Source organism: Aquimarina sp. 433, assembly GCF_054054605.1.
Genome location: NZ_JBSWZK010000052.1, coordinates 1 through 279 on the forward strand (window position 1 = coordinate 1; position 279 = coordinate 279).

The window sequence follows — 279 nt, forward strand, 5'->3', positions numbered from 1 at the left end:
CCTCTATAACAAGAATACTGGTGAACACTTTTATACCCAAAGTCGCACAGAGCAATTGAATGCTATTATTGCAGGTTGGAATAACGAAGGAATCGGATGGGTAGCACCATCATACAGTAATTCTCCTGTTTATCGTGTTTATAACCCTCATGCTAAGGGTGGAGACCACTATTACACAAGAAGTAAATACGAAGCTCAATCTCTTGTAAACAAAGGTTGGAAGTGGGATGGAAATGGGAAACCAGTCTTCTACTCAGGAGGAAAAGCATCTGTCTATGT

Annotated in this window: 1 pseudogene; it reads left to right on the plus strand. The window is 40.5% G+C overall.

Annotation, left to right across the window (positions count from 1 at the left end):
- Positions 1-279: pseudogene (locus ACWNT5_RS24310) on the plus strand (hypothetical protein); the annotation flags it as partial.